This is a genomic window from Flavobacterium sp. LK-23 (assembly GCF_058135255.1).
In genome coordinates, this window is record NZ_JBYUVT010000017.1 from 46,810 (window position 1) to 69,984 (window position 23,175).

The window sequence follows — 23,175 nt, forward strand, 5'->3', positions numbered from 1 at the left end:
ATAATATAATTAAAACCTTCCTTCTGGAAGGTTTTTTTATGCGGTTTAACGATTTTTTTTGTGATTTTAATTTTTTTATGATTAAATTTAATAAAAATTGTAACCGTATGATTTCAGAAAAATTAAAAAAAGGACACCTGCTTATTGCCGAGCCTTCAATAATTGGAGATTTATCTTTTAATAGATCGGTAATTTTATTAGCAGACCATAACAAAGAAGGATCAATAGGTTTTATAATTAACAAGCCATTAAAATATACTATTAATGACTTGATTCCTGAAATTGATGCTAACTTTAAGATATATAACGGCGGCCCTGTAGAACAAGACAACCTTTATTTTATTCACAATATTCCCGAGTTAATCCCAAATAGTGTTGAGATTTCAAACGGGATTTATTGGGGTGGCGATTTTGAGTCAACCAAAGACTTAATAAACAACGGATCTATTAGTAAAAATAATATTCGTTTTTTCTTAGGTTACACTGGTTGGGAAGAAAATCAGCTTGAGAATGAAATGCAGGGAAACTCTTGGATTATTGCTGATAATAATTACAAAAATAAAATTATCGGAAAATCTACTACCCATTTTTGGAAAGAGCAGATTATTGAGCTTGGCGGCGATTATCTTATTTGGTCTAACGCACCTGAAAATCCATATCTGAATTAATTTTCAGAGATGGATTCATTTAGTCGTTGCACTAATAAATGAGCCAGATTTGCTGTAAACTCTTTTTTTCGATATTTGGTTATCGGCTGTATTCCCGTGATTACATTAGTTAGAAATAATTCGTCTGCTTTTTGAAGATCAAACGGCGAAATTATTTCTTCTGATACTTCTATACCTTCTATTTTTTTCGCTAGAGCTAAAATCTGTTTACGCATAATTCCGTTTAAAGCACCTTCTGAAACCGGAGGCGTAATAAGCTTGTTACCCATTACCATAAAAATATTTCCCTGAAGTGCTTCCACAACATTTTTACTATCATTCAGTAAGATACAATTGGCCAAGTCATTTTCACTCGCGTAAATACTTCCTGTAATATTAATTATCTTATTTGTCGTTTTAAGAGAAGATAATAATTGTTTTGTCACATAGAAGTCTTTATACAAATCTACTTCGTATTCGTTTGTATTTATACTGTACGCTTTATTTCCAAGAGAAATGGCGTTGATTAAGAATGAAATATCATTGCTTTTTGGAAGATATAAACCGCCATCATTTCTAAAAACGGTAATTCTTGCACGTGCTGAAGCCTCAATTCCTTGTTCTTTTACCAAACTAAGAATCTGCTCTTCAAAATACTCCATTGTAAAATCCATCGGAATCATCATTCTAACCACACGCATTGAAGCCATTAATCTAAAATAATGATCTTCAAGGAACAAGATCTTCCCATTGACAATTTTTACTGTTTCGAATATTCCGTCACCATACAAAAAAGCGCGATTTAGAGTTAACATATTGTCTTCCTGCGCTATATTTCCGTTAAAATTAATCATAAAAAAACCCTGAATTTTGTTCAGGGCAAATATAAGGTATAAAATAGACTTTTACTAAACTGAACCTATAAGATGTTTTAGATCTGAGATCTGATTCTCCCACAATTGTTTAGCTTCGCCTAATTCATCTTTATCGGCAAAATCGACTACCATAAGCGATACATCTTTAGTCAATTCATCGACTAAAATATGAAGTTCAAAAAAGTACTCAGTATCTTTACTGCTATCATCAACCCATTTGAATTTTACTTTTTCTCCAGATTTTTTTGAAGCCAGACGCGCTTTTTCTTGTGAATCGTTCCACATAAAGGTAAAAAATTCACCTCTTGAATTAACATTGTCAGCAAACCATTCTTGTAAACCTGACGGAGTTGATATATATTGATACAATAATTGCGGCGAAGAATTGATCGGAAACTCTATTTCGTAACGTATTTTTGAATCCATGTGCTACTTTAATTTTTTTCGAAATATAAGAATATATGTCCAAAAACAATGCATTTTTAAAAATATTTTTTTTTCTTCATTTTATGCTTGTATGCTTTAATAATATTTATATCTTTGCACCCGCAATCAGGAATTCATGATAGCAGTCCAGGCGAGGTAGCTCAGTTGGTTAGAGCGCAGGATTCATAACCCTGAGGTCACGGGTTCAACTCCCGTCCTCGCTACTTAGAAGGTAAAACCCTTAAACAGAAATGTTTAAGGGTTTTTTATTATTTTTAAATAAAAAACAGTCCTAATTTTATGGAAGGCGAAATAAATTTAAATACTATTTTGGAGAATCTTAATCCTATTCTTAATGAAGGGAAATATGTTTTTACAAAAGTAGATTCTCTAGAACAAGTTCCTTTTTCAAAAATTTTGTTTCTATTTAAAGAAAAAGAAGGGATTACTGTAGTATTAGAAAAACATTTTGCAGAAGAGCTTAATCTTCATTTCTCTTATATTGCTTCTTGGATTACTTTAGAAGTTCATTCTTCTTTAGCCGCTGTGGGTTTAACCGCTGCATTTTCTCAAGCACTAGGAAATGCCAATATTAGTTGCAATGTAGTTGCCGCCTATTTACACGACCATATATTTGTTGATGAAAATGACGCTCTGAAAGCAATGGATGTACTTCTGAAATTGAAAGAAGAAAATAAAAATTCTTTGTAATTAAAAAATCAAAAAATAAGCATAAAAACTGCCATTAAAATAGTTATTTTGCAGAGGTAATTTATAACATATGGACATAGTAAAATTTAAGATCACATCTAAAACTATAAAAGTAGAAGTACGTAATTCTAATAATTATGTTTTTAATTTCAATACTGCTTTAGATATTGCCAAAGAAGACAAAGATGTTTTATTAAAACTTTACAATGCGCTTGATCTACTTTTTAAGAAAGAGCAAATTAGCGAAAATAAAAACTACATTTCGCCAAATCAAACCAACATCTTAGATCAGATTTCTGCTGCAGATTTGGAAAAGGAGGATAATTAATTTTATCCTGAGACCCTTTTTTTTAAAATCAAAAACCATTTCCAGTTAATTCTATTAACCAATATCAAATGGATAACAAAATCATTTCTGAAAGAATAATTGAGTTGAAAAATGCTGATCTCAAATTGAGAAACAAGCTTATTGAAAACAAAAAGCTTTTTGAAGGATATGATGAAGAAATGGAAAAGCTGCATAAACAAAATGCAATAATCTTAGATGAAATCATAAATACAATCGGTTATCCGACGATTGATAAAGTTGGGAAAGAAGCAAGCGAAGCTGCTTGGCTAATCATACAACATTCTATTGGATCTCCAGATTTCATGAAACGATGTGCGGAGCAATTGCAAAATGCAGTCAAAGAAAAACAAGCAGACCCTATTAATCTTGCCTATTTAAAAGACAGAATAGCCGTCTTGGAAGGAAATCCACAACTTTACGGAACCCAATTTGATTGGGATGAAAAAGGAAATTTAAGTCCAAATTTATTCGATGACTTAAAAATGGTAAATCAAAGAAGACAATCTATCGGACTCAACTCTCTGGAAGAGCAAACCGAACTTATTCGAAATCGAATAATACAAGAAAATCAATTACCTCCTGAAGATTTCGAAAAACGAAAACAAGAAGCACTTGAATGGAGGAGAAAAACAGGATGGATAAAATAACTTCAACTCCAACTGCAATTCTCAATCAATTCCGCCTACTGTAAAAAGTCGGCAGACAGTTTTTACCGACTCGAATAAAAACATTATCTTTAATCTGTACCCATAAAAAAAGTATTTTCTGTGTCTGTACCCAAATCTGCAATAGCAATAATTTTGCTAAAAAAAGATATGGAATCTAAAGCAGTTACTCAGAAAAAAATAAATTTTAGAGAAGTTTATGTATTTGATATGGAGATTTTACAAAACATCTTCATTCAAAACATGCGTGAGAAGGCGGAAGACAAAATGCTTTTTGGAATCCCTTTTCTTCTCTGCGAAAAAAACAATAAAATAAATTCGTTTGCCAGTTTAATTTTAAACAAAAGCAATCAAATCGAATTTATAATTTATGATAATGGAAGTTTAACAAACGAAGAAAAAGCAGCATTTAACGATTACATCAAAAAATTTCTGAAGAAGAAAAATAGCGCCAATTTCAATAATGCCGCACAACTCATACAAAGCACCGATCAGTTTATCCATTGTCTGTCTTTTTAAACGCTTAAGAAAAAGCAAAAATGAAAAATCGAGAAACATTATACTTAAAACTTGCCAAAATCATTGAAGATCAGATTCACAATGAGACTTTAGCACTTGGCGACAAATTGCCTTCTGTACGAAGTGCACAAAAATTGTATAATGTTAGTTTGAACACTATTAAACAGGCTTATCTAGAATTAGAAAGCCGTTCGCTTATAGAGTCGCGTCCAAAAACGGGATATTATGTGAGTAAAAGTTCGCAACGCACAACAGCACTTCCAACAATTGCGAGTATAGACAATAAGCAAACAGAAAATACTCCCGAAGAGCTTATTGATAAAGTTTTTGGCACCATCACCCAAGTCGACGTAACCCAATTTGCACTTGGCATGCCTGGAAAGAATTTCCTGCCTATCGCAAAACTAAATAAAGGAATCATCAATGCTGTAAGCAACAGAGACGATGCAGGAACTGCTTATGAACCAGTTCAAGGACCTGAAAGTCTTCGTCGTGCTATTGCAAAATGGGCTTTAGTGATGGAAGGAAAAATTACTGAAGATGATATTGTGATTACTTCTGGTGCAATGCATGCGATTTACAACGCGCTTATGGCGGTGACATCTCCTGGAGACAGCGTTGCAGTAGAAAGCCCAGCTTATTTTGGAATACTTCAGGCGATAAAAGAATTAGGTTTAAAAGCAGTTGAAATTCCTACACATCCCTTGTTTGGATTGGACCTTGAGGCTTTGAAAAAAGTTCTTCCCGAAATTAAAGCTTGCTGTTTTATTACCAATTTTAACAATCCAATGGGATTTCAAATGCCTGACGACAACAAAAAGGAATTGGTTAAACTGATCACACAATATAACGTTCCGCTGATTGAAGATGATATCTATGGCAATGTTTACTTCGGCTCAGAACGTCCGAAACCTTGCAAATTTTATGATGAAGCTGGTTTGGTTTTATGGCTCGGATCGGTTTCAAAAACACTTGCACCTGGGTATCGAGTTGGATGGATTGCTCCCGGAAAATTTAAGGATAAAATTATTCGTCAGAAATTGGTTCAGACGGTTTGCAATTCTTCATTGTATTCAGATGTTATTACAGATTTCTTAGAACACGGACGTTATGATCATCATTTAAGAACATTCAGAAATAAGCTTTATGCCAATTATCTTCAGATGAATCGTGCTGTCGAAACTTATTTTCCAGACAACACCAAAATTGCACAGCCGAAAGGTGGTTTTATGCTTTGGCTAGAATTAGATGAAAGAATATCAACAACAGAATTATTTAATACAGCCCTAAACCAGAAAATCAATTTCGCGCCCGGAAGAATTTTTTCGCAGTACAATCAATACAATAATTGCATGCGGCTGAATTATGCATTAGAATGGAACGAGCGCGTAGAATCTGATTTAGAAAAATTGGGCAGAATAATAAAAAACAGTATTTAATGTATTATGAAAAATAAAGAACAAGTAGAAATAGTAACTTATAAAACCTGAGTATCAAAAAAGCTTTAAGGATTTAAATATAGAATGGATTTCAAATTATTTTGTGGTTGAACCTAATGACGTAAAAGCACTAGATCATGCCAAAGAATATATTATAAATAAAGGCGGAGAAATATTTTCTGCCATTTTAAATAATGAAGTTTTAGGCGTTTGCTCTTTAATTAAAGGTGACGGTAAAAATTATGATTACGAATTGGCCAAAATGGCTGTAAGCCCAAAAGCTCAAGGAAAAGGTGTTGGCTTATTATTGGCTGAATCAGCAATAAAATGGGCTACAGAAAAAGGAGCTTCTAAAATTTATCTGGAAAGTAACACCAAGCTGAAACCTGCTATTAAACTGTATGAAAAACTAGGTTTTAAAGAAATAAAAGGCATTTCGTCGTCTTACGACAGAGTAGATATTCAAATGATGCTTACGCTAAATTCTTAAATATCCCCAAAAAAAACAAAACCCCTTAAACACAGATAGGTTTAAGGGGTTTTGTTTTTTATCATTATTTAAAAATATTCCGAATGACCTTACCAATCTCCACAAAATCGTCGTGACTGCTTACAGCTCTTTTTTCGGTAGTATTTATTTCTGTTTTGCTAAAAGGATAAATGAGTATATAATTATTATTGCTCGCTCTACTATTAAGCAGATCTGGCACATCCTTCATATGCGGAACATACGAATGCATTCCTTTATCGGCCATCATAATTATCAATCCAACGTCTTGCCCTAAATCGATAGCAATTTCTTGGGCTTCTTGCCAAGAACCAATGGTTTCAAATGTAGCTTCAATTGATGCTTTTTTTACAATCCTTTTCAAAATGAGCATGGTTTTGTCTTTTCCATAGAAACTCATTTTCGCGCCAGAATTGCGTCCGATATTCCAGATCCTTAACATCGAATGAAAAAAGCCGGCATCCATTTCTGCATTTTCAGGTATCAGCACAGCATATTTTTTAATTGTCGATACAGGCTGAACCGCATGATACACCATGAGATTTATATTTTTATTTCGAAGGTAGCCGTTGTACAAATTGTATACAAAAGAAGCCGAAAAGCCTTTTCCGCCTTGTAATCCTACAATAAGATCGGTAATTTCTTTTTCTTTAACAACATTACTTATTCCGCTTGCGGTATCATTATCATGGCGCGTAATCGGATTTAGTTTAACATCGGCCGCCGAAGCTGCTTTAACTGCCGATTCTAGAATTTTTTCGGCATTTTTTACCGACGATTCATTTTCTTCTTCATTAATAACATTTACAGCAAAAATACGATCGGTGTTGGTCGATGTTTTCACCATAAGTCCCAGATTGACCATTTTATCTACGGTATCTTCATGGTTAAGCGCCAAAAGTATATTTTCTTTTTCTTCACTATTTCCAGATACTTTATTGTCCTTATCTGCATCTGCTATACGCTGGGCTGTTGCCATGGAAACGAAAGAAGAAACAGTACAGGAGATCAAAATCAGAAGTATGCTGCCATTTAAAACATGATCGTTTAAAAGTCTTATTGGTTCGCCGGCATCATTTTCTCCAATAATGATATTGTACCCAACCATCACTGATGCTAAAGTTGCCGCAGCAGAAGCCGAACTCATTCCAAAAATCAGTTTGCCTTCATCATTGGTCAATTTAAATGTTTTCTGAGTTAAGATTGCTGCAAAATATTTTCCGCCAATTGAAGCAATCAGCATAATTGCAGCTACCCACAAGGTTTCCCAACTTTGTATAAAAGCACTAAAATCAATAAGCATTCCCACACTTATCAAGAAGAAAGGAATAAAAATGGCATTCCCTACAAACTCTACCCTATTCATTAAAGAGGAAGTATGTGGAATCAGTCTGTTTAACGCCAGTCCGGCAAAAAATGCTCCAATTATCGATTCAATTCCAGCAAGTTCAGCTAGAAGTGCAGCGAGGTAAATCATTACAATAACAAAAAGATACTGCGAAATTTTATCTTCTACAGTCTTAAAAAACCAGCGGGCAATAATGGGAAACACTAATAAAACAATCAAAGTAAATAGAACCATCGAAATGGAAAGTTTCAGCCAAAACGCTGTTCCAACTTCTCCTTGCGACATTCCGACTACAACAGCCAAAACAAGAAGAGAAAGAACATCTGTTATCATGGTTCCGCCTACCGTTACATTAACCGCAAGATTTTTAGCAATTCCTAAACTGCTGATCATTGGATATACAATTAAAGTATGCGACGAAAACAAACTGGCAAAAAGCACCGAAGTCAGTAACGAAAAACCTAAAATGTAATAACCACCAACAAGTCCTAAAATAAAAGGAACAGCAAAAGTGTAAAGAGAAAAGGTGATGCTCTTCCATTTATTTTTTTTGAAATCGGCCATATCAATTTCCAATCCAGCCAAAAACATAATATACAACAATCCTGTTGTACCCGTTACCACAACACTGCTGTCTCTTGAAAGCAATCCAAAACCGTTAGGACCAACAACAGCTCCAGCAATGATAAGCCCAAGCAAATGGGGCACTTTAATTTTATTCAATAAAAGAGGAATGCACAAGATGATGATAATTTCGATAAGAAATTTTAAAAGCGGATCTTCTATTGGGAGAGTTATATGATGTATACTCAAAAACATAAATTATTTTTTAGATGGCGTAAGTTCGACCGAGAATTTTGTAGTGCAATTGTCTTGTCTAATTATGGTCTGCGTTCCTTTAATGACATTTTTTTTGATATCGTCCAATACGACATTAATTTTTATATTGCTTTTAGCAGAACTCTCTTTGGCTGAATCGAGTACTATTTTATTGACTAAATATTGTCCTCTAAAAACTCTCTTAATCTGATTATTGCTCAATACATTCGCGTACATTCCTGTAGAATCTGATGCAAATTCCCAGACTTCTGTACGCTGATCTCCAATAACATAATTACTGCAATTGGATTCTCGGCAAATCATTTTACTGTTCCATTTAATCTTTAGGCTATCTGGCCAAGTCTGAATTTTAGGCACCGAATCTTTTATCTGGACAGCCAATTGAAGACTGTCTTTCATCTTCAACAATAATTCATATTCGGCTTCTTTGTCGGCAAATTTCTGTTCGCGTTCCAGAAGCGCGTTTTCTCTTTCTGTAAGTTCTTGTTCTTTTTTATTATCACAAGAAATCAAAAGAGGAATAAGGATTAAAACTAAAAGTCTTTGCAAAGTCATAACAGTTGATTTTTGTAACCAACAATTTAAGGATAAAAATCGGTTTATCGCAGTAATGGCTCTAAAAACACCAATACTTACATTGCTTTTTCTTTGCTAATTTGTTTTTATAGATAAAAAAGAAGCATACAAATTGTAACATTTATTATGCAAAAGCGTCAAATCTAAAATTAAATTACGGTTCTTTGTAACTTATTACATTCTCACTTGGGATTACTGAATTTCTGAATACAATAATATTGACTCCAATGAGTTTAGAACTAGGAAGCTAGTCACGATATTTTCGTTATGGACAATAAAAAAATTATTTTAAGTTTAAAAAAAGGTAATGAAGCAGCTTTCAAAGAAGTCTACTTCAACTATTACGATAAACTTATAAATATTGCCAAACGATTCGATTCTTCTGTTTTTACTCCCGAAGACTTTGTTCAGGAAACCTTCATAAGATTATACAATAAAAGAGAACTGCTTAACGAAGAGGTGCTGTTTGACAAACAGATATTTGTTATCTGCAAAAACATCATTCTCAATCATGTTAATAGAGAAAACAAAATAATACAGCTTGATCCTTCTCAAGTTGAAATGTTAGATGATGAAGAAACCGATTCAGGAATTTTTGAAGAAAGACAAGAAAAACTACAAAATTTTATAAATCAGCTTCCAGAGCAGCAACAAAAAATATTCACTCTACACAAACTGGAAAACCTTAGCTATAAGGAGATTGCAGAAATAACGGATCTTTCTGAAAAGACCATTGCCAATCATATTTATCTCGCCAGTAAATTTATTCGAAAAAAAATCGAAAACCATTAGGAACTTTTTAGTTCTCGTTTGTTATACTAAAAAACAAGAACTAAAAATGCATATCGAAGCGTATAAAACTAATGTAAAAACAAAGAAAGACGCAAGTTTACTTGTAGCTTATTTACAGTTTGTTATTTCTGATTGTATCATAAATTTTGATCGTCAAGGACAAGAAAACATCCTTAAAATCGAAACTAATCGAGACATAAAAGAAATGGTTTACGGTGTTTTTAACAAACAAGGATTTCATTGTCAAATCATTTACACCTAAAAAAATGGATCAGGAAAAATTTGACGAGGAATTTAAAAAGTTATGGGAAGAGTCTCCCCTTTCTCATGCGGAAAGCGAAAAAGAAGCTTCGTGGGAACAATTCCATGCTAAAACATTTTCTGAGAAGAAAAGGAAATTTAAACCTTGGCATCTTTATGCAGCGGCTTCGGTTTTACTTTTTACACTTATTGGAACTGGAATTTATTTCAACCAGGAAACTGCTGCTGAAAATTTAGTTTTGGCCGAAAATGTAATCGAAAATACAACCTCAGCAATAAAGTACATTGTTTTACCAGACAGCTCAAAAGTAGAACTAGGTCCAAATTCTAAAATTATTTACGGAAACAATTTTGCTTTAAACAGAAAAATAGAAATTGATGGTGAGGCTTATTTTAAAGTTAAAAAAGACAAACAGCATCCTTTTCAGGTTTTTTGCGATGAAACAACAACTACCGTTTTAGGAACTTCTTTTACGGTTAAAGAATCTGAAAATGAAGAAGTGACCGTTGAACTTTTTGAAGGAAGCGTTCAAATGAATGTAAAAGGCCAAAACCAAAAATGGATTTTGAAACCTGGTGATAAATTTACCTACGGAAACCAAACGGCTTCAGTAACAGAATTCAGCAGATTTATAGATTTTGATAACGAAAAACTGTCGGTTATCAGTCAATACATTGAAGAAAAATATGGTTACAAAGTCAATATTCCGAAAGAAAATCTTGATCAGAAAATTACAATTCGCATCAATAAAAAGGAAGATTTAAAAACAATTTTACAATTAATATCAGAAATGTATAACCTAAATTTTGAAATAAATGAAGATTTAAAACAGATCACTTTTCAATAAAAACAAGAAAGGATGTAAGCCGCGAAACTCCACATCCTCCTAATATTCAGGATAACACGAGGTTATTCCATTTAATAATATTCAAAAATACAAAATTTCATGAAGCATATAATTTCAGCATGCTTTTTTTTATTCAGTTTATGTATGTCCGCTCAGAGCGTTACCATAACTGTAGATCAAAATACGACATTAAAAGAGTTCTTCAAGCAGATTGAAAGTCAAACCGATTTTAAATTTGCTTTTACAGATCAAATTGATACGAATAAAAAATATTTTACAAAAAAAAGCACTTTTAAGGCTATCGAAATTGAGAAGATCATTTCTGAATTAAATCAAACTTCGATTGTACAGTTTTCTATTTCGGGCAATAATATTTTTGTCAAACAGAAATCTCAAACTCAAAAAACAGCTAAAAAAAAAAATAAGCTGACAGGTCGTATTTTTGATGATGAAAGACAACCCGTTATTGGCGCCAATGTTTTTATTAAAGAATTGGAAACAGGTGTTGTAACAGATGTTAATGGAAATTATAGCATTGAAGTTCCTGACGGGAATTATACGGTTCAAGTAAGTTATGTTGGATTTAAAAATGAGGAAAAACGAGTTTCTGTTACAGATGACAATAAAATCAATTTTAACATAGATCCAGATAGCCAGCAATTGGGAGAAGTTATTGTAATGAACAATAAAGCTGCCGATATTAAAGCAACTCAAATGAGTGTTAATAAGCTTTCGATGCAGGAAATTAAAAAAATTCCTGTTGCTATGGGTGAGCCAGATCCTTTAAAATCAATTTTAACTCTTCCTGGAGTTACCAATGCGGGAGAAGCTTCTTCGGGTTTTAATGTAAGAGGTGGTGCTGCCGATCAGAATTTAATTCTTTTGGATGGTGCTCCGGTTTATGCAGATTCGCATATGTTTGGATTCTTCTCTATTTTTAATGCCGATATCGTTAACGGTTTAGATTTATACAAAGGGGGAATTCCTTCAAAATTTGGAGGACGTGTTTCTTCTGTTTTAGATGTAACGCAGCAAACAGGAGATTTTGAAGAATATAAAGTAAATGGAGGAATCGGAATTATCTCCAGCCGTCTTTTAGTTCAAGGTCCGTTAGAAAAAGAAAAAGGTTCTTTTATTCTTTCTGGGCGTGCTTCTTATGCGCATTTATTTATGAAATTGGCAGATAATAATAACTCAGCGATGTTTTATGATTTGAATGCCAAATTAAATTATCGTTTTAATGCCAAGAATACGCTTTCGTTTTCGGGTTATTTCGGAAATGATTTATTCGATATTAACGATCGTTTTGCAAGTACGTACGGAAGCACAATGGGAATTTTAAATTGGAAACATAAATTTACTGATCGCTTAAACAGCAATTTATCGGTTTTCTATAGTGATTACAGATTCAATCTAGAAATTCCAATTGAAAGTTTTAAATGGGATAGCAATATTGCGAGCTACGGATTGAAATACAATTGGAATTTCCAACAATCTGAGAAGTTTAAAATCAATTATGGAATTGATGGTTTGTATTATAATTTCAATCCTGGCGTTGTAAAACCGACTTCTTCAGATTCGCAGTTTAATTATATGCAGCTGGATAAAAAATATGCTTTAGAAACTTCTGCCTTTGTCGATTTTGAAAATCAGATTTCAGAAAAACTGACTTTCCGCTATGGACTTCGTTACAGCATGTTTTACCGTTTAGGAGACGAAACCATCAGCACTTACGAAAACGGTCAGGCTGTCGTTTATAATCCTTTATACAATATTTATGAGGAAGGAACTCCAAACGGAAGCATTTCTTATGAAAAAGGAAAAAAAATCAGCAGCTTTAATAATTTTGAACCGAGAGCTGCATTGTCTTATGCTTTTAACGACGAAACTTCTGTAAAAGCAAGTTATAATAGAATGGCACAGTACATTCATATTTTATCAAATACACAGTCACCGTTGCCAATGAGCATCTGGACACCAAGCGGACCTTTTACAAAACCTCAGCTTTTGGATCAATATGCGATGGGTTATTTCAGAAATTTCAAAGATGGAGATTACTCTTTAGAAACCGAATTATTCTATAAAAATGTTCAAAATCGTATTGACTATATTGACGGCGCTGATGTTTTGGCTAACAACAATATTGAGCAAGTTATTCTAAACGGAAAAGCCAGATCTTATGGTTTAGAATTGTTATTCAGAAAAAATACTGGCGTTTTCACTGGATGGGTTTCTTATACTTTATCTAGAGCAGAACAAAAAACGCCAGGGAGAACTCCCGAAGAACCAGGAATTGCAAATGGCGACTGGTACTTGTCTGGTTACGACAAACTGCATAATTTGAGTATTGTGGGAAGTTATGAACTAAACCCGAAATGGTCATTTAATGGAAATTTCACATTACAATCTGGACAGCCGGTAACGTATGCCAATGGCTATTATGAAATGGGAGGCATTCATATTCCGAATTATTCTTTGAGAAACGAAAATAGATTACCGCTTTTCCATCACTTAGATGTTGCCGCAACATACACGCCAAAACCAGACAAAAAGAAAGGATGGCAGAGCTATTGGGTATTCAGCCTTTATAATATTTACAACAGAAAAAATGCGGCTTCTATGAGTTTTACAACCAATGAAGATACAGGAGCAAATGAAACCAGAAGGCTTTCTATTTTCGGAATTGTACCTGGAGTTTCTTATAATTTTAAATTTTAATGCTATGAATAAATTGAAAAAATATACAATAATGAACAGAGCACTGGCATTAATAAGTCTTCTTTTTGTTTTTTCTTTTGCTTCTTGCGAAGATGTAGTCAATCTGGACCTGGAAACTGGCGAAACGAAACTGGTTATCGATGCTGAAATAATCTGGAAAAAAGGAACTGACGGAAAAGAACAAACTATAAAAATTAGTAAAACGGCTCCTTATTACAACAATTCTACGCCAAAAGTTTCTGGCGCACAAGTACGAATAGAAAACAGTAACGGAGATGTTTTTACCTTTAACGAAACTGAGGCAGGAGTTTACAAATGCACCAATTTTATTCCTGTAATTGATGCCGATTATAAATTATTTATCAATGCTGAAGGGCAAAGTTTTACCGCAACAGAAAAGTTAACTTCTACAACTCCAATCAATAAAATCGAACAAAAGATTGTTCCTGATTTTGACGGAACAGATATCATTGAATTGACTTTTTATTACAACGACCCAGCAGATCAGATCAATTATTATGTAACCGATTATCAAGCTTCATTTTTGATTTATCCTGAATATGAAATTACAAATGATGAATTTTATAACGGAAACGAAATCAGTACAAGATATTCTAATGAAGACAAAATGAAACCTGGAAATACGGTTACAATTACGCACAGAGGCGTTTCTAAAAACTTCTATAATTACTGGAAATTAATTTTGGAAGCTTCCAGTTCAAATCCTTTTTCTGTTCCTCCAGGAAATATTAGAGGAAATATTATAAATACTTCTGATGCTAATAATTTCGCTTTTGGTTATTTCAGACTTTGCGAAGCCGATCAAATTGATTATTTGGTGCAATAAAAAATCAATTGTATGAAAAAGAGAAAAGCCTTAAACAATATGTTTAAGGCTTTTCTCTTTTCCAGTCTTCTTTATTTATTTGATACACAAAATTCCATTTTGGATTTTCTCCAAAATAAGCCACCTCCTCTTCAGCCACTTTTTCTGCTCCTACTCTTGAAATTGCAATTTGTGATCGGATATTTTCTGAACCAATATGAAATTTCACTTTCGAGACATATTGAAAAAGATAATCCAGCATGGTCTTTTTCACACTTTGATTTATGCCTTTTCCCCAGCACGAAACAGCATAAAAAGTATAACCTATAAAAATGCTGTCGTCTTCTTGATCAAAATCGTAAAATCGTGTACTTCCAATAACTTCTCCGGTTTCTTTATTTGTAATTTTAAAAGCGCCTTTACTTTTCATGGCTCCTTCAAAAAAGTTTTCGAAGACTTCTTTTTTCCATCTGTCTTTATTAGGATGCTGTTCCCAAATTTTAGGATCGGAAGCTACTTTGTATAATGCATCAAAATCTTTTTCTTCTAAAGGAGATAGAACACAAAGATCATTTTCTAAAACGGGTTGTAAATTAAAATTCATCATTCTTATTTTTATAACACTAATTCTTCAAAAATTGGATCCATTAAAAGCGAAGCATACAGAGATTCTATAGAATGTTTGGAACCATGTATCTGCCATTCTAAAGTAACATGATCTAGATTACGGCGCTGTGTAATCAATTTTGATTTTACGCCAGAAGTCGAAAAAAGTTCTTTACATCTTGCGTGACCATCATCGGAACGTTTGAAGGTTATTCGGAGAATTTTATGCTCGTTGATGAGGTCAATTTTATCTTGAAGAACCGTTAGCATCGTTAGAATAACAATGATCATAATCGCTGCACAAGCCGAAGCAAAGTAATAACCCGCTCCTACTCCCATACTAACTGCCGCAACCGACCATATTGTCGCTGCGGTTGTAATTCCCGTAACATGATTATCTGATCTAAAGATGACTCCCGCGCAAAGAAAACCTAAACCGGTTACAATATTAGAAGCAATTCTGTCTGGATTTCCTGCTCCGCCGATCCATTCAGACATTAAGGTAAAAAAACAAGCTCCCACAGAAATCATTATTGTGGTGCGAAGTCCAGCAGCTTTTCCTTTGTATTCTCTTTCGGCACCAATTAAAGCTCCCCAAAATGTTGCTAAAAGCAATCTTATGATAATTTCTACTTCCATTAAAACATTATTTAACCATTCTTAAAGCGCATTAAAAGAAAGTTCTCCTATCTTTTACTAAGATCAAGCATTGCTTTTGCCACAGCTTTAGTTGATTTATCATAATCCTCATGTCCATAATTATACTTTTCATTTAATTCATAAAAATCACGATAAATATCAAATGGATTTTGTGATTCGCCAACCCAGTTCACAATAATATCTAAAATCTCATTCATTACTGGTTGATATGTCATTCTTCCATCTGATTTTCTAGTACCGTTATTATCAGATTTCTTCTTTCCCAAATTTAAAAACACATTCTTTTCATCATAAATTATGTTTCTTATTTGTTTATAATCCTTTCCTTTAGGTAAAAAATCTATCAGTAATTTTCTAATACCTCTATAATAAAGATTATACTTCTCTTCTGGATTTTCAAAATCTTTATCAATTAATTCTTTTAATTCGTTGAATTCTTCTAAGTTACCTGACTCTGAATTAATTGTCAACTGTTTTCCAACCTTCTCATTTGCTTTTTGTAAAAGCTCAAATCTCTCAAGATCAGCCTGACTTAGACTTTGGTCTTTTATTTTTTTATTATTTTCCATAAATTATTACTTTATTTCTAAAACGGATTTTATCTTTTCACTCGCTTCTTTTAAACTCGTTTCATTCCATGAAATTGGATTAAGTCTTTTAATTGCACTAAAATAATCTGGATAATGTTCCTTATATGCAGCATGATAATTTTTTCCATATAGTTTTTTTTGATACCAAGTAAAAAAAGAATAAATTATTGATGGATGTATCTCATTTTCAATAGCAAACTTTGATACCAAATAAGGATTATTTATATATTTTTTTATGTAATTAAATTTATCTACAGAAAAAAAGAAATCTCTTGCAAAATTATCTGCTTTATCTTCAATTAGAAATAAATCATCTTCACCAGACAAATGAAAACTACTTGATTCAATTGTTTCATAATCGAAAAGTACGTGATTAAGCTCATGTAAAAGCGTAAACCATAATGTTGGATACATTTTATTAAAATCAGTAATTACTATAGAAGGTTTTCCAGCAATTATAAAAGTGGCTCCCCTAACTTGGGTAGTCGATAAATAATTTTGAAAAATAACTGTAACTCCAATATTGTATAATGCTTTACAAACAGTGTACAAACCGTTTTCAACATCTTGAGAATAAGGTTTTATTTTTACAATTAATTCCTTTAATCTTTCTCTATCATATTCATTCGGGTTATTTATTATTCTAAAAGTCTGATAAGCGGATTTAACCCAAAAATCCTTCATCTTATCCGAGTGGTTCTTTTTTACTCTACTATAAAGCGGCTCTTCCAATTGATGCTCAAATTCATAAGTAGATTCATATCCAAAATAACACAATATTTTATCAACTAATTTATTTGTATCATCAGATACATCAAAAAATCCAAGCTTAGTTAATGTTTTCACATCAAAATTTTTCACAATGAAAGTCGCCTTTCTAGCATTTTCAATAGACGAAATATTTTCTGCACTTTGATTTCTTAAAACCAATTTAATAAAGCTGTTAATTTCAAAATTTAAAAATTCGGCAATCTTCACTATATTTATTAAGTTAGGTTGCTTAGCGTTACCGCTAATTATTTCTTCGAAAACATCTTTATCAATATTAAGAAGTTTCAATGCCTTTGTTTTGCTTAAATTATACTCAAGCAACTTCGCATCAAAAATCTCTTTTATATTTACTTCATCATCAGTAAATATTGAATTCAATAAAGAACTAATATCTAATTTATCCATAAAAAGGGTATTTACCTTTGCAAATATACACAAAAAACTATTTAAAAAACAAAACAAGGGGTAATTACCCCTTGTTTTGTTTTTTAAATCTATTCCGTAACTTTTATTAAAATTATTTTAATAAAAAAGAGACTTAAAAAGTCTCTTTCAATGTTTATCTTTCAATAATTTTTCTAAATATTCAATTTTATCTTTTTCAGCTTGCAGAAGGCGTTCGTAAAGCTTTTTATTTTCTTCAACAGATTCTATTAATTTATCTAATGGATTAAATGTGCATACATTATTACTTCCAAAATTAGTTCCTTGACTATGGCTAAAATCATTTTCTGTGAAAGTATTAAAATAATTAATTACTCCTTCCTCAGAAAAATTCTTAATAGCTTCAACACTTACGCCTAAAGCTTTAGCAACTTGAATTAGTTTCTCTTCATCAATAGTCTCACTATTTTCCATAATAGAAACAGCTTGCTGGTTTGTTCCTAGCGCCTGTGCCAATGCTTCTTGTTTCATGTCTTTCAGTTCACGAATACGGCTTATTTTTCTACCGATGTGATTTGGTCTGGTTAATGTACTCATAGTTCAAAGATAATAATTACGACTTTAAAAATAAGAAATATGTATCTTACATAATTTGTTCTGTATGATACCGAAAACAGTAAATAGAAACTTATTTTTGCATCATGACAAAAATACAACTTTTCAGACAAAAATAAATTTTAAAAATCCAGTTTACTTATATTCTTTTTCTTTTTGTGCATACCAATCTTTCATAACATAAAAAGCTTTCTTTTTAATTCCTTGATCAGAAACTAAACCTTTGCGATTAAAGAAATCCTGAATATTGGGCAATTGTCTTCTTGGCGATCTAAAATCAACGAGAATCCAAGGAGAAACTCCGGCTAAACCTTCAATTCTATTAAACATTTGTGTGTTTTGAATGTATAATTCTTCCTGATATTCTTCGTTCCAACGTTCTTTTTTGTCACCATGCAAACCTTGTAACGCTTCGCCTCCAAATTCACTTATAATAACGGGTTTGTTATACGGAATTACCCATTGCATGTCTTTGCAAGATTCATTAGTTCCTCTATACCAACCTAAGTATTGATTGAAACTTACAATGTCCACATACTCATTCATATTATCGTGAAGCGTATTGATATTATTGGAGCTCGAAGTAACTTCCATCGCCATACTAATCAAACGAGAATTATCCTGCGTACGCGCATATTTTGCCAGTTTACTTAAGAAAATATCACGATCATCGCCATGAGGCGTTTCATTGGCAATTGACCAAATTACGATTCCGCAACGGTTTTTATCTCTGTAAATCATGTCATGCAATTGGTGTTCGGCATTGGCATACGTATCTGGATTTGTCCACGAAATGGTCCAATAAACCGGAACTTCAGACCAAATCATTAATCCCATTTTTTCAGCTTCTTTTACCATATTTTCGTTGTGCGGATAATGCGCCAAACGAACATAATTACAGCCCAACTCTTTTGCCCATGTCAATAAAGTAATCGCATCATTTTGAGACCAAGCTCTTCCAGATCTAAAAGGCGCTTCTTCATGAATGCTGATTCCGCGTAAAAAGACTTTTTTTCCGTTTAACAGAATTTCTTTGCCTTTGGTTTCAATGGTTCTGAAACCAATTTGATCGGCGATATTTTCATCTGCTTTAGAAATGGTTACATCATATAATTTTGGTTTTTCAGGCGTCCACAAAACAGGATTGGCTTTAATTTCAAAAGAGGCAATTCCTTTAGCATCGGTCGTAACGCTTTTTTTAATTTTCAATTCTGGAATGGAAACCGAAACCGTTTGATTTGCCGATTCGCTGTTTAATTTTATCCAACCCGAAATTTTTCCTTTTTCTTTTTTATCCAATTGAACTAGATAATCTTCGATATACGTATTCGGAACTTGAGCTAGAGTTACGTCTCTTGTAATACCGCCATAATTCCACCAATCCATATTTACGGTTGGCACATTGTCTTTATGGCGTTTGTTGTCCACTTTTAGGACTACGAAGTTATTTCCGTCGACCAATAAAGTGGTTACATCAAAATTAAAAGGTGTATAACCGCCAATATGTGTTCCTGCCAATTTTCCGTTTACATAGACTTTCGCATCATAATTGACAGCTCCAAAATGAAGAATTCCCTTGGTTTTGGCGTCTTTTTTATAATTGAAATCTTTTTGAAACCACACCGTTCCTTCATAAAAAAACAATCTTTGATCTTTCGAATTCCAATCAGACGGAATATCCATAACTGATGAGGTTGCGAAATTATATTCGCTCAACTCGGTGGTATTCCATTTTTTATTCTCGAAAAAGCCATTGTCTTTAAAGGGCTCTAAACGATAATTGTAATATCCGTTTTCGAGAGGATCTACAATATATCTCCATTTTCCGTTTAACGTAATATTGTTTCGAGCTGAAATGTTAGATACCAACGGAATTTCCTGTGCTATTGCTTTTCCAATTAGCAGAAAAGTACAACACAGCATTATTATCTTTTTCATAGTTAAAATCATTTTGGTTTTGAGGATCTTTAGTTAGTAAAATATGAAGATTATAAAGTTAAAAAGTTTCTTTAAAGCTGTATTAAATCAACCTCATTCATTTCTTTAAAATACCCCATCAAATACTTATCAGTTTAGCATTTATAACACTTTCTAATTCTAAATTCAGTCTTTTTTGATCTTTATTCTACGAAAAATACTAATATATTTGGAATTAAATTTGCCAACCTTAACCAATAATCACTAATAAATATTCAAGCAAATTATCAATATATTGCTGTATTTAAGCCAATTTCCCCATTAAAATAAGTATGAAAAAAATAAATATTTTTAGAATTTTACCCCTATTTATTGTTATTTCTGCAGTGACCGTATTTCTTATGTATAATAATCAATTGAATAAAAAATTTATAGGACTAGAGGTAAATAGCATTATTGTAAAGCGAAATAATTGGCAATTAAGAACGACTGAATTTTATTTGCAAAATGGATTGAGAATTGACTCTACATTTAAGAATAATTTTGACCTAAAAATAGGAGATTCTATTTCAAAAAAATCAAATACTAATATTTTTAGTGTTTACAGGAAAGAAAATGGAAAGTATCTATTTTATAAAAAAAGTGCTATCGATTAAAGCAAACATATCTTGAATTTAAAAATTAAAAAAGATTAATCCTTTGCTCCTATTGATGCAAATAATCCATCAAGAGGTGGATTTACTTCCGTAGGAGAATAAAGTTGAAGGAATAGTTCAAAATGAACGTGGTGATGAAATAAAGGGACATCTTTCGGGTTTTAGCGGTGGATATGAGACCAACTCGACTAGTAATGAAATAAGTGGTAGCGCTAGTGTTTATGGCGTATCTGCAAATGCCGCAGCTAAAATAGGTAAGTTATCAATATCTGGCGAAGGAAGTATATTCAAAGCTGAGGTTGGTGGAGTAGCGGGTATTTAAATGGTAGTGAGGGAAAATATGGATTTAAATTGGGATCAGAAGCGAAAGCTATTGGTCTAAATGGTAGTTATACTCCTAGTGTTAGAATTTTTGGGTTAAATATAGGATATACAGTAGGGGCTTCAGTAGGAAGTGCACATGCAGGTGCAAAAGTTGCTGCTTTTTATGACCAAATACTGGAGAAGCAGAAATATCTGCTATTGGACATTTCGGATTCGGTGCAGGGGTTAAATATTGTTTTAGTATTACTAATACTAGTCAAGAGTAAAATTAAAACCCTCAAAAAAAGGATTAATAATTCAATAAATTAAAATGAGAATATTATATATATTATTTTTTACAATATTAGGTTTGGTTATTTTTAATGTTTTATCTAAACCAATTTTAAAATTAAGATTGAAAATTTTATTTTCAATCTTAATTTTTGTATTTTGTTTATTACAATTTACTTTATTCTGTAAGTTAGGCTATATGGATAATGAAAAATTCGTTATCTTACTAGTATTTAGTTTTGTGGTTTTTGTCTTTCATTACGGCATTAATTCTCTATTGATTATGTTTTTAAATAAAAATGATACTTTTCAAGGTAATTATTTAGCAAACAGTTTTATTTTTTTTAGAAATTATATTATTTATTTTCTAATTTGGGTTTTTCAAGTATATACAATATTATCGGGTAGTGTTAAATGATGAAATGTAAAATAAAAACAATTAAAAAATAGTTTACCCCGTGATGGCGCGAGCGTCTCACTCATAAACGCAATCAAAATAAAAAAGTCACTTCATTATGAACATGCCCCAAAAAGTTAGACACTATTTGGGGCATTTTTTATGGAAAGAAAAGTAAAATATGCCAATACCTTTACAACCGATTATGCTGGCGCTTTTATTTACGAAAACAACCAACTACAATTTTTCTCGCAGCCTGAAGGATATGTATCAAATAACTCGGGAACTTTTGATTACATTTACCAATACAAGGATCATCTTGGAAAAGTTCGTTTAAGTTATGATAAAGACTTGGTTATTCAGGAAGAAAACAACTATTATCCGTTTGGTTTAAAACATAAAGGGTATAATGCTGTTACTAACATTACGAAAGGAAATAGAGTTGCGCAAAAGTATAAGTATAAAATTTCACAGAAAAGTCATATGCTGATAAACCTTCAGATTACAAAAACCATCCAGGTAAAAATCCAGATTCGGGAGGGACAGCAGCAGGGGCTTATAAAGCATTAAAAAGATTTTTACTCTGGAAAAGACTTTAGTCCTACAAGTCAAGATAAAGCATCTGTAAACAATATGACATCTGCTAGTTATAATGCAGCAAAATCTGGGAACATGACTGATTTTAAGACAACGACTCAAGCTAGGTGGACTTCTCTACAACATTGGAGTGTTCCTCAATTAGAAAAAACTTTCAATTCATATCGAGCACAAGAATTGTCTGGAAATTCTTCCATTGCAACTCCTGTTGGTCAATTACAAAAAGAAATAACATTATGGCCACAAATGTAAATCAAATACCCAAGATTCAAATATTATTTCTATTCTTAATTTCTATTTTTATGGGATGTCAAAAGGATTTATCCAAAGAGATCGTAAAAGACACTTCGATTTCAAAAAAAACTAAAGCTGTACCATTGCTTATAAATCCTGACGAAGTAATCATAAGAAGACTAGAGTACAATAAATTTGCATTAATCATAAAAACTCAATTTTCTAATGATACATTAGATATAATTGATTATAAAAATGATTTTTGCAGTAGTCCAATCATTTTAACGCAAGAATTATCTTTTTTTGAGAAAAATAAATTAATCAAACATTATAAATTACCTATTCAAGTTTTAAAGAAAAAAACCATTACCAAAAATAATTTAAAAACTTTAAAGACTCCGATATATGAAATATTTTTGACTAAAGGGAATAGTAATTATTATTATATTGTAAATGGAGCAGATTGTTGTAATGGTGTCGATTGTGCTGAGTTTACAGGTATTTACACTCTACTAGGTGAAGTTATTTATGAAGGTACATCAATGACAAAAGAGAAAGTTTCTTTAGTAGCCATTCTTCGTAAATATAAAATTGACCTGAATAAATCTGAAAAAAGTATAAGAACAGATAAATAAGATATTTTTTAAGTCTGACAAAAAATTTAAACTTCTAACTCATTGAAATAAATAAACATTAAATAAAAAGTCTTTTAAAAATGAATTTAAGAAATAATTAAAAAGCTTTCTAAAATTGAACTGTCTCCGCTCTTATAAGAGTTCATTATGAAAAGCTGCGCAAATGTCTCT

Annotated in this window: 27 protein-coding genes and 1 tRNA gene; 18 read left to right on the plus strand and 10 right to left on the minus strand. The window is 32.2% G+C overall.

What is annotated here, in order from left to right:
• Positions 1-107: 107 nt before the first annotated feature.
• A complete protein-coding gene (locus AC3Y25_RS19765; RefSeq protein WP_008464759.1) occupies positions 108-668 on the plus strand; it encodes a YqgE/AlgH family protein in 561 nt (186 codons plus the stop codon).
• Here AC3Y25_RS19765 and AC3Y25_RS19770 read toward each other — a convergent pair.
• Positions 665-1,501: an aminotransferase class IV gene (locus tag AC3Y25_RS19770; protein WP_489903918.1), complete on the minus strand. Its 837-nt coding sequence runs from the start codon at positions 1,499-1,501 to the stop codon at positions 665-667. The genes AC3Y25_RS19765 and AC3Y25_RS19770 overlap by 4 nt on opposite strands.
• Before the next feature lie 54 nt (positions 1,502-1,555).
• Positions 1,556-1,948, minus strand: a complete 393-nt coding sequence (locus AC3Y25_RS19775; protein WP_095929482.1) for an START-like domain-containing protein — start codon at positions 1,946-1,948, stop codon at positions 1,556-1,558.
• A 150-nt stretch (positions 1,949-2,098) separates the two neighbouring features.
• Between AC3Y25_RS19775 and AC3Y25_RS19780 the strand changes: the two genes are divergently transcribed.
• The 7 genes from AC3Y25_RS19780 (at position 2,099) to AC3Y25_RS19810 (ending at position 6,121) form a co-directional block, all read left to right on the plus strand.
• Positions 2,099-2,172: transfer RNA gene (locus tag AC3Y25_RS19780), tRNA-Met, on the plus strand.
• A 76-nt stretch (positions 2,173-2,248) separates the two neighbouring features.
• The gene (locus AC3Y25_RS19785) at positions 2,249-2,659 is read left to right on the plus strand and encodes an ACT domain-containing protein (RefSeq protein ID WP_250837276.1); all 411 of its coding nucleotides are present in this window, start codon (positions 2,249-2,251) and stop codon (positions 2,657-2,659) included.
• A 70-nt stretch (positions 2,660-2,729) separates the two neighbouring features.
• Complete coding sequence (locus AC3Y25_RS19790) at positions 2,730-2,987, plus strand: hypothetical protein (protein WP_248728084.1); 258 nt, start codon at positions 2,730-2,732, stop codon at positions 2,985-2,987.
• Positions 2,988-3,055: 68 nt separating this feature from the next.
• Positions 3,056-3,655, plus strand: coding sequence for a DUF6624 domain-containing protein (locus tag AC3Y25_RS19795; RefSeq protein ID WP_489903919.1), 600 nt, complete (start codon positions 3,056-3,058; stop codon positions 3,653-3,655).
• A gap of 168 nt (positions 3,656-3,823) precedes the next feature.
• Positions 3,824-4,192 (plus strand): hypothetical protein, encoded by a 369-nt coding sequence (locus tag AC3Y25_RS19800; protein ID WP_489903920.1) that lies wholly within the window; start codon positions 3,824-3,826, stop codon positions 4,190-4,192.
• Between the two features lie 20 nt (positions 4,193-4,212).
• Positions 4,213-5,631 carry an aminotransferase-like domain-containing protein gene (locus tag AC3Y25_RS19805; protein ID WP_489903921.1) on the plus strand — a complete coding sequence of 473 codons (1,419 nt, stop codon included), beginning with the start codon at positions 4,213-4,215 and terminating at the stop codon, positions 5,629-5,631.
• Between the two features lie 103 nt (positions 5,632-5,734).
• Complete coding sequence (locus tag AC3Y25_RS19810; RefSeq protein WP_489903922.1) at positions 5,735-6,121, plus strand: GNAT family N-acetyltransferase; 387 nt, start codon at positions 5,735-5,737, stop codon at positions 6,119-6,121.
• 64 nt (positions 6,122-6,185) lie between these two features.
• Here AC3Y25_RS19810 and AC3Y25_RS19815 read toward each other — a convergent pair whose 3' ends face one another.
• Both AC3Y25_RS19815 and AC3Y25_RS19820 read right to left on the minus strand, forming a co-directional pair.
• Positions 6,186-8,306 (minus strand): cation:proton antiporter domain-containing protein, encoded by a 2,121-nt coding sequence (locus tag AC3Y25_RS19815; RefSeq protein WP_489903923.1) that lies wholly within the window; start codon positions 8,304-8,306, stop codon positions 6,186-6,188.
• A gap of 3 nt (positions 8,307-8,309) precedes the next feature.
• Positions 8,310-8,882, minus strand: a complete 573-nt coding sequence (locus tag AC3Y25_RS19820) for a hypothetical protein (protein WP_489903924.1) — start codon at positions 8,880-8,882, stop codon at positions 8,310-8,312.
• A gap of 288 nt (positions 8,883-9,170) precedes the next feature.
• Here AC3Y25_RS19820 and AC3Y25_RS19825 point away from each other — a divergent pair, with 288 nt between their 5' ends.
• The 5 genes from AC3Y25_RS19825 to AC3Y25_RS19845 all read left to right on the plus strand — a co-directional run bounded on the left by AC3Y25_RS19825 (position 9,171) and on the right by AC3Y25_RS19845 (position 14,369).
• A complete protein-coding gene (locus tag AC3Y25_RS19825; protein ID WP_489903925.1) occupies positions 9,171-9,695 on the plus strand; it encodes an RNA polymerase sigma factor in 525 nt (174 codons plus the stop codon).
• Positions 9,696-9,741: 46 nt separating this feature from the next.
• Positions 9,742-9,957 (plus strand): hypothetical protein, encoded by a 216-nt coding sequence (locus AC3Y25_RS19830; RefSeq protein WP_489903926.1) that lies wholly within the window; start codon positions 9,742-9,744, stop codon positions 9,955-9,957.
• 4 nt (positions 9,958-9,961) lie between these two features.
• The gene (locus AC3Y25_RS19835) at positions 9,962-10,804 is read left to right on the plus strand and encodes a FecR family protein (RefSeq protein ID WP_489903927.1); all 843 of its coding nucleotides are present in this window, start codon (positions 9,962-9,964) and stop codon (positions 10,802-10,804) included.
• A gap of 99 nt (positions 10,805-10,903) precedes the next feature.
• The gene (locus AC3Y25_RS19840) at positions 10,904-13,522 is read left to right on the plus strand and encodes a TonB-dependent receptor (RefSeq protein ID WP_489903928.1); all 2,619 of its coding nucleotides are present in this window, start codon (positions 10,904-10,906) and stop codon (positions 13,520-13,522) included.
• Positions 13,523-13,526: 4 nt separating this feature from the next.
• A complete protein-coding gene (locus tag AC3Y25_RS19845; RefSeq protein WP_489903929.1) occupies positions 13,527-14,369 on the plus strand; it encodes a DUF4249 domain-containing protein in 843 nt (280 codons plus the stop codon).
• Positions 14,370-14,412: 43 nt separating this feature from the next.
• Here AC3Y25_RS19845 and AC3Y25_RS19850 read toward each other — a convergent pair whose 3' ends face one another.
• From AC3Y25_RS19850 to AC3Y25_RS19875, 6 genes are all read right to left on the minus strand, one after another.
• On the minus strand, positions 14,413-14,952 hold the full coding sequence (locus tag AC3Y25_RS19850; protein WP_489903956.1) for a GNAT family N-acetyltransferase: 540 nt from the start codon (positions 14,950-14,952) through the stop codon (positions 14,413-14,415).
• Positions 14,953-14,963: 11 nt separating this feature from the next.
• The gene (locus AC3Y25_RS19855) at positions 14,964-15,593 is read right to left on the minus strand and encodes an MgtC/SapB family protein (protein WP_489903930.1); all 630 of its coding nucleotides are present in this window, start codon (positions 15,591-15,593) and stop codon (positions 14,964-14,966) included.
• A 47-nt stretch (positions 15,594-15,640) separates the two neighbouring features.
• Positions 15,641-16,183 carry a hypothetical protein gene (locus AC3Y25_RS19860; RefSeq protein ID WP_111285767.1) on the minus strand — a complete coding sequence of 181 codons (543 nt, stop codon included), beginning with the start codon at positions 16,181-16,183 and terminating at the stop codon, positions 15,641-15,643.
• Between the two features lie 6 nt (positions 16,184-16,189).
• Complete coding sequence (locus tag AC3Y25_RS19865; protein WP_489903931.1) at positions 16,190-17,380, minus strand: ImmA/IrrE family metallo-endopeptidase; 1,191 nt, start codon at positions 17,378-17,380, stop codon at positions 16,190-16,192.
• A 147-nt stretch (positions 17,381-17,527) separates the two neighbouring features.
• Positions 17,528-17,956, minus strand: coding sequence for a helix-turn-helix domain-containing protein (locus tag AC3Y25_RS19870; RefSeq protein WP_489903932.1), 429 nt, complete (start codon positions 17,954-17,956; stop codon positions 17,528-17,530).
• Positions 17,957-18,109: 153 nt separating this feature from the next.
• The gene (locus AC3Y25_RS19875; protein WP_489903933.1) at positions 18,110-19,912 is read right to left on the minus strand and encodes a glycoside hydrolase family 2 protein; all 1,803 of its coding nucleotides are present in this window, start codon (positions 19,910-19,912) and stop codon (positions 18,110-18,112) included.
• Positions 19,913-20,223: 311 nt separating this feature from the next.
• Between AC3Y25_RS19875 and AC3Y25_RS19880 the strand changes: the two genes are divergently transcribed.
• From AC3Y25_RS19880 to AC3Y25_RS19900, 5 genes are all read left to right on the plus strand, one after another.
• A complete protein-coding gene (locus tag AC3Y25_RS19880; RefSeq protein WP_489903934.1) occupies positions 20,224-20,547 on the plus strand; it encodes a hypothetical protein in 324 nt (107 codons plus the stop codon).
• Between the two features lie 351 nt (positions 20,548-20,898).
• A complete protein-coding gene (locus AC3Y25_RS19885) occupies positions 20,899-21,180 on the plus strand; it encodes a hypothetical protein (RefSeq protein ID WP_489903935.1) in 282 nt (93 codons plus the stop codon).
• A gap of 520 nt (positions 21,181-21,700) precedes the next feature.
• Positions 21,701-22,108: a hypothetical protein gene (locus tag AC3Y25_RS19890; RefSeq protein WP_489903936.1), complete on the plus strand. Its 408-nt coding sequence runs from the start codon at positions 21,701-21,703 to the stop codon at positions 22,106-22,108.
• A gap of 63 nt (positions 22,109-22,171) precedes the next feature.
• Complete coding sequence (locus tag AC3Y25_RS19895) at positions 22,172-22,387, plus strand: hypothetical protein (protein WP_489903937.1); 216 nt, start codon at positions 22,172-22,174, stop codon at positions 22,385-22,387.
• The gene (locus AC3Y25_RS19900) at positions 22,372-23,004 is read left to right on the plus strand and encodes a hypothetical protein (protein ID WP_489903938.1); all 633 of its coding nucleotides are present in this window, start codon (positions 22,372-22,374) and stop codon (positions 23,002-23,004) included. The genes AC3Y25_RS19895 and AC3Y25_RS19900 overlap by 16 nt, the downstream gene beginning before the upstream one ends.
• The last annotated feature ends 171 nt before the right edge of the window (positions 23,005-23,175 follow it).